This is a genomic window from Desulfurococcaceae archaeon MEX13E-LK6-19 (genome assembly GCA_029637525.1).
GTDB lineage: Archaea > Thermoproteota > Thermoprotei_A > Sulfolobales > Desulfurococcaceae > MEX13ELK6-19.
The window spans coordinates 1426161-1439611 of sequence record CP072660.1; the positions used below are offsets into that span (position 1 = coordinate 1426161).

Genomic DNA, 13451 nt, shown 5'->3' on the forward strand with positions numbered 1-13451 from the left:
GAAGCCCCCTTGCCTTCGGCGGGTGTCCTGGTTTTGGAGGGGTTTATTGATGTTGTTTTGAAGAGTAGTGGTGTGCGGAGGGGCTTGGTTGACAAGTCTTTGCTGTTGGTTTCTCTAGTTAATGGTATTGGTTTTGGTTTCTCGTGGGCTGTTCTCGCTCCCTATCTCCGTATTCTTGGTGTTAGTGGTAGTATCTTTGGTTTGATGAGTGGTGGCAGTGTTTTCGTTGCTTCTTTCTCGACGCTACTGGCTGGTATCCTATGTGATGTATATGGCTCTAAGAGGATAGCTTCTATAGGGCTTGTTTTGTATGGGCTAAGCTTCTTCTTGTTCTCCACAAGGCTACTCCACTTTATCGCTATGGGCTACCTGCTTCTTGGTTTCTCGAGTAGCCTTGTAATGACTAGTATTAACGTGTTGACTTCCAGGAGTGTTGACGACAGCATGCTACATTACTCTTTCAGCTATGTTAGAGCTTCTAGGACACTCGGCAGCGCTGCTGGTTCTTTCCTCGGCTGGATACCAGTCATTTTGTCGATGAGCCTAGGAATAGACTTGGCTTTGGCTTATGGTTTTTCTCTCCTGGCACTAACGCCTATAATGATTGCTAACGTGTTTCTTGTTGCAAGAGTTAGAGAAAGATCTTTTGAGAGGATGGGATCTCCTAGCCTAGGAGAGATCTTTAGGGGGATTCGTGGACTCGGTAGATTCAACTACTTAATCGTAATAGGGAGCTTGATTGGCTTCGGGGCAGCCATGTCTATACATAACATAGGGTATTATTTCGCTGCAAAATACGGTGTTACAAGCGGTGAGATAGGTAGTATATTTGGGCTCCAGCAGCTAGCCATGGCTTTTATAATGACCCGGCTTCCTGTCCTGGCGGACAAGTATGGTGGGCCTCTGAGAATATATTTGGCGGCAACAATACCGAGCATACCATTACTTATAGCTATGACTCTCGTTGACGACTACCTTGCCGCGAGCACGATATACCTTGTGAGAAGCATCTTGATGAACGTGGCGAACCCCTTGTACACAGCTTTCGCGTTAAGCCTGGTGCCAAATAGTAGGAGAGGTATTGCCAGCGGGCTCCTAAGCCTCTCGAGGCAGCTACCGGCTGGGGCTGGGAGAGCTATTGGTGGCTACTTGCTCGACATAGACTTGGAGCTACCGCTGAGACTAACAGCTATATTGTACACAGTAAGTCTAGTCGTGCTAGCACTGTTATTCGAGAAGGAGTGGAGGCGGAAACAACTCATTATCTCAGCGTAGATAAGAAAAGATCTTCTCGAGAAACTCTATGAGCCTTGTAGGGGATTGTACTGGTTGTATCGGCTGTACTAGTATCATATGGAAGAGCGTGGAGAGGCCCAATAGTACTACTAGAAGTGCGAAAACAGGATAGATGGTTGCCCTGCTTGTTTTAGCCGTGTAGTCTCTGTATATTAGCAGGAAGAAGAGTAGGAGAACCATTGAGACAGTTAATATGAATGAAGAAGCTGTGTAGAATACTAGCGCCATTGTGTTTACTTGGCCATAGAGTATTGTTTTAACCACAATAACGTATAGTATGAACGTGTTGGCAGCTATTACAGAGAGTACTGCCAGTAGGTTCTTCAGTCTTTTTTCTATCAAGTGCTTCTTCCTGAATGTTCTCCCAGCAAGCAGCCCCCATAGCGGTACCACTAGTATGGACTCGATCTTTATCTTCGTGACAATAAAGGTTTTACCCACAGCCATGAATACAGCTGCTCCCCCAAGACCCCCTAGACTACTAGTCATAGTATTCTCTAGACCGCTCATAGCCGAGGAGAATACCTTATCTATACTATCATAGTTCATTGACAGGAACAAGTAGTTAACCAGTAGGAGCATGTACTCTGCTATGAAGATACCCGGGATTATGTAGAGTATGTGGAAGTACCTGTAGTAACTAATCTTATTCACCGTGTCCCTAACACTACTTTTACTATGTAATATCCTCGATAATGTGTTCAGGAAAGTCAAGACAATGAAGTGTAGAGCAGTAATCAGCGTGAAAAGATACAGCATACGAGTCGATAAATCCTCTCTATACACAACACCAAGACTCTCCTGTAGGAAAGCTATAGCGAGCCTGAGCACATAGCTCACAACCACTGTGACAACAGCAAGCCCAAGTGTCATAATAAACAATAAGCCACGGCTAGGCGAACAATGTAGCCAAGACTCCACAACCTTAGAGAACGCAACTTTCTTTCCTTCTCTCCTCCTCAACTCCTTATATAATCCAGCATAGATACTGGAAACAACAACAATCGATACCAGGGCTGCTATGATATATTTGAAGAAAGACCCTAGCATGTGTTCTCCACAAGAAAATAATTCTAGTTTACAAAGCAGTATATGTATTTTAATGCTGTTCTAGTTGAATACTATTTTATCATATAAACAGGGTTTCATTTACATAAACAGAATGGCTTATTTATAAAAACCGGAATATGTTTTCCCCTATACTTATGTTTATTAATTTAAAAGATTTGCTATCCTTATGCTAATACAGTAAATTTATCATCCAGCTATTTACTTTTGATAAAAACAAATATACCATGCCATAACATATTAACATATTGGATTACCTGGTACATAGTACGTAAAAACGGAAGGTGGTAATCCTTCTTGTCTAATCGATTCCCAGCCACAGTTGTTCTTATTGTATTAATTATTGCATCCATGGGTTTAGTGAGCACTAGGGTGTATACATTAAACACATCTCTCCAGAACTATCTTGACGATAATACTCCTAGTAGTATTGAAGTATATGTTGTTCCAAGCAACCCCAGAGACTTAACCCCGGTACTGATACTCGTACATATAAACGGCTCATACACGGGTTATCCAGTACTCAAAGTATTCTCTGAGATAAACTTGAGTATGGGTTTACAAGTAGAGCCAACTTATAACCCTGGCTATGGGAACATCACGCTTGTCGTCAATACCTATCTGGATGGCTCGCCTATAGGCAACGTGTACGTGGAGGTTTGGGAGGAGTCGTTGCTTGAACCGGGATTACTAGAGCTTGTTGCATCGGGCTTCACTAATAGTAGTGGCTCCGAGACCTTCTATCTGTACGACATAGGGGGATACTATGTTAGATGCTACTATGACCGTGACGAGGATGGAGTCTACGAGTACTTTAGTGAAGACTATGTCCCCGTGTACAATAATACTAGAGTAAACATAACATTGACTACAATAATCGATCACCTCGGGTTAAGGGACTTCTTACCAAAACCAGTAGTCCGGGAAATACCTTTTAGGCCACTGGGAGACTCCTGGTTTATCAGCGGGTTCCCTGGGCTCCCATACAAAGTAATCAATACTAGTGCATCATGGCTCTCAGCCGATATCCCGTTTATAGTGACTGTTAAGGGAGTTGCAAACTGTAGTATAATAGTTGGTGACAAAACCTATAATGTCTCCTTGGAAGTAAACTCGTCTGCTCTAGGAGAAAATATCCCGCCACTAGTACTGGCACAAGTATCGAATACTCTCGAGGACCCCGGGGCTTACAAGGAGACTCTAGGGCTTGCACCCAGGGGTTGGAGCCTACCTGATTCAACGCCATTGAATATCTCTATAGTGGTTGTTGACGATAAGGGCTATAGTGGTATAAGGGATCTCGTGTTCGAGTATTGTGTCAACAACGAGTCATGGGCCACTGCTCCTGTGACTAACGACACGATAATGGATTACCTGGACAATATAACAAGAGATTTCAACAAGATGATCCACGACATAAATACTGTTTTGGGGATAGCTGGTGTAAACGAGACCATACCGCATACTAGTATACCTTTCTTCATGGGCATAGCCGAGATACCCGGGCAACAGCCAGGTGTCTTCGTCGAGTTTAGGGCGAGAGCAGTTGATGAAGGCAATAATACTATTGTTTCGCCTATGGGTCTCTACTATGTCTATAATAGTACTGGCGAGCGGGTCCTAGTAATAGATCCTCATGTGAAGCTTTGGCTTATTAAGGAAAACTATAGGCAGCTACGAGACATGATTAGTATCAATAGCAAGTTCTCTTTCCCATCAAGCTATATGGGGAAAATAGAGAGTGCTAATAAGCTTGCTGAGCTGCTTTGCAGGAGTTTCGTTGTCTTCCATAACTGGCATTATGTTGGCGAGAAATATAGTGTGACTATAGTGTACCCCGGGGAGAGTATTGACGAGTACCTTAGGTCCGTTGAGCCTAGGGTAGTGATACTTAGTAATCTATATCTTGGCTTGAACGCTGGTTTCTTGTTCAACTGGGATCTAAGCAGTATAGATTGCGGTGGTAAATCGGCTCTGGAGTGTATTCTTGACTACGTTAGAGAACATCATGCAGGACTTATTGCAACCCATGGAACACTCAGTGACTGGATGCTATGGGTCTCCTGTGAGACCAGGATAAAGATCGGGTCACGCGGCCACATAGGCAGTGGTATCGAGGACATAGCTAGTAGCAGGAGACTAGCAAGCGCCCTAGGGCTGATATGGCTACCGCTGTGGGAGTATGCTCGCGACAAGATCGCTGAGGAGTTATGCGAGATGGGTAGAGAGAACCTGTTCGCCTACTCTCTTGGCCTAGCTATTGGCTCGACTCCACTGCAGGTACCCTATGTCCCGTGGAGCGGAGAGCTGGAGCTGACACGTGAAGGCAAGGCATTGGGCTGGAGTCTCCCAAGCGAACCAATAGTTATACCGAACCCCTACACGGGCATCAACAGCAAGTACAAGGCATACACGCAGGTTGGATGGCAGCTTGGGGCGCCGAGCGCCATAGCCTACACTGCGATTAACCATACTGGGAACGCTAAGGGCTATGTTACAGGTTTCTACAACAGGGTGTACGAGATAGTGGAGAATGCCACAGGGAGGAGGCTGAGAGAAAACCTTACCGGATACCTCGATAAAGCATTGGATCACGAGATAAGGGATCTAAGGAGAGGTCTTGCTAGAGCCGAGATAGTTGAGAACAGTATTAAAGCACTAGTCGATATCCCTGGGCTTGGAGCTAAACTAGAGGTCAATATCACTATTCCTGAGGACGTGTATAGACGTGTCACACAACTGATGCCATTGAAGATAGTTGCCTTGTCTCCCAATGGCGCCGCCGGTATAACTGTCTATGATGTCTATTGGGACCCATATTATGGTTATAGAGCTGTCTACTTTAGCTTCGAGGTCGAAGCCGGGGTAACCAATAGCAGCAAAGTGCTTCTACAACAAGCAATCGAGTGGGCTAGCGAGTGGAAGTTTGTCCTCGAGGCAACGGATCTCATTAACGATGAGATGAGGGCTCCGAAGGAGGTCGTCGATGCATTCGAGGATCTTGTCTGGAGCACCCGTGGAGGAACAATACTCTATGACAGCGCCGTGCTCTTGCCCGAAGAAGGAGTCTATAAGCTTGCTCTAAACATCACTGAGCCCACGAACATCACTATAGTCATAGCTCATCCATGGAGCAGCAAAGTAAACATCACAGTAAGCGAGAACGCCATAGTACTAAACAAGACCACGTACAACAACGTTACAAAGATAGATATCTACGTGGAGAAACCAGGGTACACCATAGTCAACATGTCATCGGATCCGGCTTCAACATACGACCAAGCATACCTCTATGCCTCAACACTAGAAGCACCAGAAACCGTGACAGTATACGTCACGACAACCGTCACAGAAACCCAGACAGAGACCGTAACAGAAACGACCACAGAAACAATGACTAAGACGGAGACAGTAACAGAAACCACGCCAGTACCACAAGTATCAACCACTACAACAACACAAACAGAAACCAAACTCCTGGTCTCCACAACAACAATAACACAAACAATATCGACCACGCCGCTAGACCCAATAATCTACGGATTGGTAACAATAGCAATCATCATAATAGCAGTAATCCTCCTACAAAAACACGAAACAATAATAAAAATGATAAAAACAACATTAAGACAAACATAAAAATCATAAAACACTTTTTTCTCAGAACACAATATAGCGTTGAAGTATATGAAACAGCGCTTCATCAAGGTATTTCAGCTTCAAGAACCTTAATACCATGCAGTGGACAATAAAATTAAGGGAGTGAGAAAATTTAGAGGAATCAAGTCATTCCTATTAAGTGGTGAGGAGTTGTTATATAAGTTGGGGCCACGACAAAATATTGATTTAAATTGCTCATTGACTAGATTCGCTCGCTGGGAATGAGGGGTTGGTATTGAGGATAAAAGATCAATTAAAATCCAGAGTTATTTCTGTGTTAATCGTGATCTTGGGTGCGGTAATTGCTTTATTGCTATATATCTCGATCGATTATTATAGAGGAGCTGGCTCGAGACTTATGTATGAGATTGATCTTCGGGATATGGTCTTTCCAATAACTGCTTTCGTCTTATCAATAGTGTTTATATTCCTTGCACGATATATTGCTTCTTCCTATGTAAGAGAATCTGCTTAGACGCTTAGCTTTAATACGGCTTTTTCACATCATGTTTAATGGGGCGAGAAAGTAGTCTAAGGATATGATATGAGGATGAAAGTATTATCACCTATAGTAGCATCATTGCTTTTGATAATAATAGTTGCTAGTGTAGCTACTATACTATACTTTGTCATGATAAGTATGAGTATTCCTAATGAAGAATCTATTGAGTTAGTTGATGCAAAGCTTGTTAAACAATACAGTAATATATATGCTCACATAGTCTTGTATAATAATGGACGGACTAGTATTAGGGTTAAAATGGTACTTCATGGCGAAACAAGTATTTTCTCTTCCGAGTATAGTGTTATTGCTCCAGGAGATATCTCGAGAATATATATTGTTGGTTCCTATGGATATGATTTCATTGTGGGAGAGGATTATGTTATTGAGATAGTTGGCGATATAAACTTTTCAGTAATTGTCAAGTGCAGCGGTTTTGAGTTAATCCATAAGCCTATGTATATATTTGCTCCAACAATATTACTACAGGATTTTGCACAATTAAATCTTAGTAAAAAAGGATCAATAGAAAATGTTAGTGAAGTAGTAAACGGTATCCTAGAGGCGTCAAGGAAACTAGGTATAGTTGTGAAGACCATATCGTCAATGGATGAATGGCTTGAACTTGTATTAAATCCTAGAGATGATGTAATTATAATAAATCCATTTGGAGGCTTAATCCCTGTTCCAAGAGAGTATTTTAATGATACTGAGAAGGTTCTTGAATTTATTGAGCTACTTCATAATAATATAAGAGATTATGGATGGATATGGGTGCATCTATCAGGATACCCGCTATACTATGCTGTATGCGATGATGATATTATAGAGATAGGGATTGAAGGATTTGAATACTTGCTCTTCGGGTCAAGAGGGAGAGGCACCGCGATCGTGGGTTCTTCTATACAGGAATACGATGATGTAGAGAATAGGACCTCAGATATCGTTAATTTTAAGTCTTGGCTTAACACTTATGGTTTCAACAATATAAGTAGGAAACTTGTTGATAACATGAGGATTACTTACTCGGTGTTTTTAAAGAAACGTGGAATCGAGAGCATGGTTGTAACTAAATTCTATACTGATCGAAGTGAGACACGAAGTGGTGCCTGTATACTCCGTATAGGTAAAGGCTTGTATATACACTGGGGTTCTCCCACTGACCCCCCGTTTAGTGATAAAGAACTAGGCACGCTAGGATTATTATTAGCTGTTTATTCTACTATGTATCTGAGGTAATGAATGGGGTATACTGTTAATGAAATCTATCTCTCAAGTATTCAGTTCGGTAATGTTGATAGCGATAACACTGGCTGCTATGGCTCTTTATGTAGTTAACTTATCTATTTATGTTGAATCAAAAAAGGGTCTTATATTTGAGGTCTTCTCATACCGTAAAGAACAACTGCTTGAAAGATTGTCGTTAGCGTATGTCTACACTAATTCAACTCATGTAAACCTCGTGGTCTATAATTATGGTGATGTCAACGTATTAATTACGACGATATTTCTAGACAATAATGATGTTCCTAAAGAGAACTATACTATTGTCGATGTTTATGGGGAAGATCTAGGTGATACAATACCTGTTAGTAGTAGGCTGGCGATAATATCGATAGAAGTAGGCTCGCCTTTAGCTGAGGATACTCATACGGTTACCTTGATTACTGGGTTAGGCAATGTATTTACGTTTACTTTTGGTGTGTAATGATGGCTAAGAAGAAGTCTATATCTAACATCATAGGTGCACTGCTGTTCATCTTCGCTCTAGCTATAGCTATTTCAATCATGATAATATTCCTTACAGAATACTCTATGTACATGGACACCGTTAGGTATGTTGAATCACTTGAACAAGAGAGAAACATGGAAAAACTGTATCTAAACGGTTCAATCGTCAATGGAGTGCTGAACTTAACAATCGTGAATACAGGCCCAATATCAGTAAACATTGATGATATATTGGTCCACGATCTTGATAATAACGTCCTGTTATCCTTATCAAATATGACGAAGACGGATATCAACATAGTCCTTAATCCAGGTGAAAAAGTTTCCTACAATATACAACTCAATACCAATAACGCTATTATAGTAGTCGTAACGTCTAGAGGGAGGTCTTTTACTCTTTTAATTAAGTCGGGTGTGATTGTGCCTTGATCAAGTTTAGATTGTTTAGAAAACGTAAGCCAAAAATCGTAAGAGAGTCCAAGATATTAAGAATGTCGCTTGACAAGATGCCTCATGTAGTTAAGAACGGGACTCTACTTGAGAGATACAATATCGGGCTAGCTGCTGTTTATATCTATGAGTATGAAGGACTAGGCTACTATATTGTTGACGAGCCCGAGCTTAATGAGCAAGAAAAACGTCTCTACAACATAATAATGAATTCTCTCTACTACGCTATGAAGCCTCTAGAGAAAGAAGAGCCTGTCAAGTATGTTGAAGAACAAATGATATCTATTGCTAAAGATTTGGGTATTTACGAGCAAGTCCTGGAGTCTTTTGATAAACTGAAATACTATATAATCAGGGATACTCTGGGTTATGGGCCTTTAGATGTCCCGTTAAAGGATCCTAGGATTGAGGATATTTCTCTAGAAGGAGTCGGCAGGCCTGTTAGGGTTTTTCATAGAGATTACTCATATCTAGACTGGTTGATATCCAACATAATATTTGACGACGAGTCTGTCCTGGATAACACGATATTGATGATTGCCCATAAGGCTAAGAAACACGTGTCCACCGCCTTCCCTATAGCAGAAGGTTCTCTTCCGGAAAAACATAGAGTGGCAATAACTTATTCTAGAGAGATAACGCCTTTCGGTTCAAGTATTACGATTAGAAAATTCCGAGAAGAACCCTTCACTATATGTCATCTAATAAAGTTTGGTACCGTGAGCTCATTAATGGCGGCATACTGGTGGCTTCTCTTAGAGAATAAAGGCTCTGTGTTCATTGTGGGTGAGATGGCTAGCGGTAAATCAGTTCATGGGCACAGCGTATTAGCAGCGATCCTGTCTAATAAGCCTCTGCTAGTGACAATAGAGGAATTATGGGATCTACTAAGTAGGCATAAGCCTGTGGTAAAACAGGGTGACATGGAGTACATAGATTTATCAGATGTTGATTTAAGGATACTTGCTTTAGATAAAGGATTTAATGTCTCGTGGAAGAAGCCCAAGTATATAATAAGGCATAGAGCTCCCCGTAGGCTCGTAAAGATTGTTACTGAAAGCGGGAGACAAATAATAGTGACTGAGGATCATTCATTAATTACTACGGATGGCAGGAATTTATACGTGAAGAAACCTCTTGAACTCAATAGTGGAGACAAGCTGGTAGTCATTAATAGACTTGAGCTACCCAAAACTACCGTGGACATAAAACAAGACGAGATACTGAAGAATATTCTAGGTGACGAGTCTTCCCGTGTACTGCCTGAGGGTAACCGTGATATTATAGCAAAGCCTGAATTGGGCTACATACTTGGGTATATTCTTGTACAGGCTAACGATAAGACTAGTAATTTAAGAATTAGGGTTGACAAGAATGATGACCTTGTCCATGAGAAAATCAAGAACTGTCTCGACAGTCTTGGGCTCAAGTACGAGGCCGTTGATAGAGGCGTGTCTAGAGAATACATGTTACTAGATAGTAGTGTAGCCTACTTGCTTAAACGTATTGTCAACCTTAAAGAGGAATTATTCAGGTATCTATTCTTGTTCAATAGAGAATGGCTGGCTAAATTCTTGGAGGGAATTAGAGATGCTACAAAGAGCTCGGAAATAGTATTCGACTCGGAGGAAACAGCGTACAAGTTTCTACATGTACTCCAGTATGTTGGTTTAGGAAACAGCGTCTCTATAGAGAATGTTGATGGAAAATACGTTGTCAAGCTTGATAGTGTGACGGGATCCTCTAGTAATGGCCCGGTTGTATTTGAGAATATTAGAGAGATCACTATGGTAGAGCAGTCTGGTGGCTACGTTTATGATCTTGAGGTTCCGGGTAATGAGACTTTTGAAGCAAACACTATAATAGTACATAACACCACGCTACTCAACACCCTGGCGACACTATTGCCTCCGACATGGAAGATCGTTAGTGTAGAAGACACACCCGAGCTGAGGCTGCCACATATAGGATGGAAGCCTTTGGTTGCAAGACACGTGTACACATTAGCTGAGTCAAAAACCGAGATAGGGCTCTTTGACCTGGTTAAACTAGCCTTGAGAGAAAGAGCCCAGTTTATCATAGTCGGCGAGATTAGAGGCGAGGAAGCCTACGTGTTTGTACAAGCACTTGCCACGGGTCATGGAGGTGCTTGTACGTTTCATGGAGACTCCATAAAATCTATGGTAATGAGACTAGTGACCCCGCCTATTAATGTCCCGATATCGTTTCTCCCATTGATAAGCAATGTAATAATTACGAGGTTCATCAGGATCCCCGGGAGAAAGCCTATGAGGAGGGTTATCGAGGTTGATGAGATCACTGGAGTGAAGGGGGCTACTGATGTCGATTATATCAAGGTATTTTACTGGGATCCAGAAAAGGATAAACACTACCCTGATGACGAAGAGGAAGTGGTTAAGAAGAGTGTGAAACTGGAGAGCATGGCAAGACTGCTTGGCTGGACAAAGGATATGGTATACGAGGAGCTGGTGCTGAGAAGGAAATTCCTTGAGTCTCTCGTAGAGAACAATATATTGAGGTACGAGGATGTTGTGAAGCATATACAGAGGTTCTATAGTGAGAGAAGGAGGATAAGAGAATGAGTAAGCTAGTTGAAGAGAAAATAAAGAGTATTAATACATTATTTAACTCTTTCATAGTAGCAAATATTCTTTCGACGCTACTAATGATGGCAGTTGCTCTAAGCTGGAGAGTCGAGCTGCCGATGAAGATTTTCTACTTCCTATCATACATCATAGTTTTATCTCTACTAAACTTCGTTGGCGGCTTATCTCTGCTAGCTTACTCCGAAATACTTGTTAGAAAAAAGACCACTAAGGTCGCTACGCTGGTGATAATGTATTTAAAGAACGCGCCTATAATAAGCAAGTTATTCAACTACATGGAGGAAAATGTTAAGAAGAACATGCCTAAAGCACTAATATTCACGCATCCAACATTTTACGTTGGGAAGTACATCCTATTATTCATCATAACGTTGGTTTTGACTGTAGTGACAAGCTTGTTCACGTATTTCAATATAATCGGGAACCCCCTGATATTTCTGGTCAACATAATCCCGTTCGTGATACTGTCTATACCCACTATGGAGATAAACCTCAAGATATCTAATAGGAAGAGTGATGTAGAGAACGAGCTAGCGTTCTTCCTAACCTATGCCGCGATACTTCATGCTGCAGGCATATCCCTGTACTCGGCTTTTGAGAGGATTATTGGAAAGAATGTTCTCCCCAAGCTAGAGCGTGAGGCCAAGGTAATCAGGAGAGACTACATGTTTTTCTCCCATAACCCGCTGGACGCTCTTGATAGCATTGCGCTTAATCATCCTAGCGAGAAATTCCAGACCATTGTACTAGGGTATTCGTCGATAATAAGGAGTGGTGGTGATGCAACAGCTTATTTGACGTTGAAAGCTGAGGATGAGTTGAAGGAGCTTGTCAATAAGTGGAAGAGGTATAGTGAGGTAGCCAGTACCCTGGGTGAAGCTTCTATGGCGTTGTTCTTGATCTTGCCGGCACTCCTGATAGTGTCTTCGCTGGTGTTCGCAGGCCCGCTTACTATGCTTACACTACAGATTTTTACCGTAGGGCTACTGCCTCTCCTGGCTTTTGTGACGATATCAGCTGTTCATACAATACAGCCTAAGTTCTATGATAAATACGATATACAGCGTAAACTACCATTAGTAATAGTGCCTTCCATACCATTATTCGTTCTATTAAGGCTGCTGATGCCGGGGCTACATAATGTTATCGCGGTAACACTACTTTTCACCTCGATCCCTATAGCTGTAGAGTATCTTCTCGAGCACAATGAGGTAGATAAGGTGGAGAATGCTCTCGTGCAGTTCCTCAGGGATATCACGGAGATGAAGAAGATAGGCTATGATATAGTCCAGGCAATAAGAGACTTGCCTAAGAGGAGAACCTATAACAAGTTCTTCGACAAGATACTGCAGTGGATCGCAAAGCAACTAGAGCTAAACGTGCCCTTCAGGAACGTTGTAGAAAGCCTTAGCTTGAGAAGCTGGCTAGGAAACTACGTCTTCTTCGTCTTAAACGAGATCGTTGAGACCGGCGGCGGCAACCCCCAGATCCTCGAGAACCTGACAAACTTCGTAAACAATGTAGTGAGCGAGAAGAAGAGAGTAAAAAGCTCCACGAGAACCTATGCTTTCCTAGGCTACACGGCCCCAGTATTCTTGAGCATACTGATACTAGTGATACTACAGATAATACTGCCATCAATAGAATCACTAATCACTACACCAACAGGACAAATACCAGTAATACTACCCAGCATGGAAGTACTAAACAGTGTCATCGAACTAGGCCTCATACTAGTGACCATCGTCGCATTCACAATAGGCCTAGTCATAGCTAAAATAACCAGCTTCACAATACTCGACTTCACCCACGTACTAATATGCCTACTAACCAGCATACTCGCAACAAACATCATCATGTGGATATAAAAATTCATGCATCCAAGAGCAAACAATTCCTCAACCATATTTTTGTTGTAAAGAATACACCATATCTACTCAATTTTCTTTATCCTCTCAAGCCTCTCGCGAACTAAGCGAAGTTCTCTCAGAACTTCATCGACACCGCCCATACTAGAAACACCCGTATGTAACCTAGGTCTTAAAAACAAAGATAAAAATATCTATTATTCACGTCCTGATCTAGTCTAATAGAAGCAATACGCTCAAATAGACTTT

Annotated in this window: 9 protein-coding genes; 8 read left to right on the forward strand and 1 reads right to left on the reverse strand. The window is 41.9% G+C overall.

Features of this window, described 5'->3' with window-relative positions:
* Positions 1-33 precede the first annotated feature (33 nt).
* Positions 34-1275 carry an MFS transporter gene (locus J4526_07500; GenBank protein WFO74908.1) on the forward strand — a complete coding sequence of 414 codons (1242 nt, stop codon included), beginning with the start codon at positions 34-36 and terminating at the stop codon, positions 1273-1275.
* Here the strand turns inward: J4526_07500 and J4526_07505 are convergent.
* Entirely contained in the window at positions 1267-2346 is a 1080-nt protein-coding gene (locus J4526_07505; protein WFO74909.1) for a hypothetical protein, read from the reverse strand. The two genes, J4526_07500 and J4526_07505, sit on opposite strands and share 9 nt — an antisense overlap.
* 315 nt (positions 2347-2661) lie before the next feature.
* Between J4526_07505 and J4526_07510 the strand changes: the two genes are divergently transcribed.
* The 7 genes from J4526_07510 (at position 2662) to J4526_07540 (ending at position 13202) form a co-directional block, all read left to right on the forward strand.
* Complete coding sequence (locus tag J4526_07510) at positions 2662-6003, forward strand: hypothetical protein (GenBank protein WFO74910.1); 3342 nt, start codon at positions 2662-2664, stop codon at positions 6001-6003.
* Between the two features lie 256 nt (positions 6004-6259).
* Entirely contained in the window at positions 6260-6499 is a 240-nt protein-coding gene (locus J4526_07515; GenBank protein ID WFO74911.1) for a hypothetical protein, read from the forward strand.
* Positions 6500-6568: 69 nt separating this feature from the next.
* The gene (locus J4526_07520; protein WFO74912.1) at positions 6569-7765 is read left to right on the forward strand and encodes a hypothetical protein; all 1197 of its coding nucleotides are present in this window, start codon (positions 6569-6571) and stop codon (positions 7763-7765) included.
* Positions 7766-7784: 19 nt separating this feature from the next.
* Positions 7785-8234: a hypothetical protein gene (locus tag J4526_07525; protein ID WFO74913.1), complete on the forward strand. Its 450-nt coding sequence runs from the start codon at positions 7785-7787 to the stop codon at positions 8232-8234.
* A 2-nt stretch (positions 8235-8236) separates the two neighbouring features.
* Complete coding sequence (locus J4526_07530; GenBank protein ID WFO74914.1) at positions 8237-8686, forward strand: hypothetical protein; 450 nt, start codon at positions 8237-8239, stop codon at positions 8684-8686.
* Entirely contained in the window at positions 8683-11310 is a 2628-nt protein-coding gene (gene tadA / locus J4526_07535) for a Flp pilus assembly complex ATPase component TadA (protein WFO74915.1), read from the forward strand. The genes J4526_07530 and tadA overlap by 4 nt, the downstream gene beginning before the upstream one ends.
* Positions 11307-13202 carry a type II secretion system F family protein gene (locus tag J4526_07540; GenBank protein ID WFO74916.1) on the forward strand — a complete coding sequence of 632 codons (1896 nt, stop codon included), beginning with the start codon at positions 11307-11309 and terminating at the stop codon, positions 13200-13202. Before tadA ends, J4526_07540 begins: the two co-directional genes overlap by 4 nt.
* Positions 13203-13451: the final 249 nt, after the last annotated feature.

Bases quoted from the DNA above. Each gene is read 5' to 3' on its own strand.
- J4526_07505 (WFO74909.1), bottom strand. From the start codon at position 2,346: ATGCTAGGGTCTTTCTTCAAATATATCATAGCAGCCCTGGTATCGATT.
- J4526_07520 (WFO74912.1), top strand. From the start codon at position 6,569: ATGAGGATGAAAGTATTATCACCTATAGTAGCATCATTGCTTTTGATA.
- J4526_07525 (WFO74913.1), top strand. From the start codon at position 7,785: ATGAAATCTATCTCTCAAGTATTCAGTTCGGTAATGTTGATAGCGATA.
- J4526_07530 (WFO74914.1), top strand. From the start codon at position 8,237: ATGGCTAAGAAGAAGTCTATATCTAACATCATAGGTGCACTGCTGTTC.
- J4526_07540 (WFO74916.1), top strand. From the start codon at position 11,307: ATGAGTAAGCTAGTTGAAGAGAAAATAAAGAGTATTAATACATTATTT.